Source organism: Arthrobacter sp. Y3225116, from assembly GCF_059091245.1.
In genome coordinates this window covers 1-1265 of sequence record NZ_JBNHGL010000435.1, presented here as the reverse complement: position 1 = coordinate 1265, position 1265 = coordinate 1, and the positions used below count along the sequence as shown (strand labels likewise).

The 1265-nt window shown below is 72.6% G+C and carries 1 protein-coding gene; it reads left to right on the top strand.

Annotation, left to right across the window (positions count from 1 at the left end; translation table 11 throughout):
- The coding region (locus tag AC5RV2_RS18115; protein WP_494093478.1) for a helicase-related protein at positions 1-1265 on the top strand (1265 nt) is incomplete at both ends.

Genomic DNA, 1265 nt, shown 5'->3' with positions numbered 1-1265 from the left:
AGAAGGCGGCAGGCAGTCCAGGCCGTGGGCCCGGCTGCTTCAGCGGCTCGGCCGCGACGGGCTGCTGCCGGCCATCGTGTTTGTCTTCTCCCGGGCCGGGTGCGACGCCGCCGTCCGTTCCTGCATCGGATCGGGACTGTGGCTGACGGACCTCCGCGAACGCACGGAGATCCTCCGCCGGGTCGACTCCGCGGACCTCGGACTGGCCGGGGAGGAGGGCGAAGCGCTGGGCATCGCCGGGTGGCGGGAGGGCCTGCGCCGGGGCGTCGCCGCGCACCATGCCGGGATGCTTCCGGCGTGCCGGCAACTAGTGGAGCAGCTGTTCGTCGAGGGCCTGCTCAAGGCCGTCTTCGCCACGGAGACCCTGTCCCTGGGGATCAACATGCCCGCCCGCTCGGTGGTGCTCGAGCGGTTGGAGAAGTTCAACGGCGAGGCCATGGTTCCCCTGACTGCGGGCGAATACACGCAGCTGACCGGCCGCGCGGGCCGGCGCGGCATCGACGCGGAGGGCCACGCCGTCGTGCTGTGGAGGGCGGGGGTGGACCCGGCGGCCGTTGCGGCACTGGCCTCCCGGCGCACCTACCCGCTGGACTCCAGCTTCCGGCCCGGCTACAACATGGCCGTCAATCTCATCGCACGGCACGGCCGCGGCGGCGCGCGCGCACTGCTGAAACGGTCCTTCGCCAGTTTCCAGGCGGAGCGGTCCCGCCGGCCGGATCCCGGTCTCCATGAGGAAACGTTCGACGGCCTAGTCCGCGTGCTCACCCGGTACGGCTACCTCTCCGACGGAGCGCAGGGGACACTGATCGACGACGACGACGACGGCGGCGGCGGCGGTGCGCGGCTGCGCGGCATCTACGGCGACCGGGACCTGCTGGTCTGCCTGAGCCTGGACCGGGGTTCCTTCCGGCGGCTCACCCCGGTGGAGCTTGCCGGGTTCGCCGCCGCCCTGGCGTACCGCAGCGGCAGGAGCCGGACGGGGCCGGCGAAGATGCCGACCGGCGGGCTGCAGTCCTCCTTCAACACCCTCATGGACACTTGGGCGGAGCTGAGCGTGCTGGAGCAACGGTACCGGCTGCCGGGCACCGCGGAGCCGGAGACCGGGCTGGTCCGCCCGCTGTACGGCTGGGCAGCCGGCGAAAGCCTTGCCGACGTCCTGCCGGAGACCGGGCTGTCTGCGGGGGATTTTGTGCTCTGGGCCAGGCGGTGCGCCGACCTGCTCGAGCAGGTGGCCGCTGTCCACCCAAAGCCGTCGGCCACCGCCG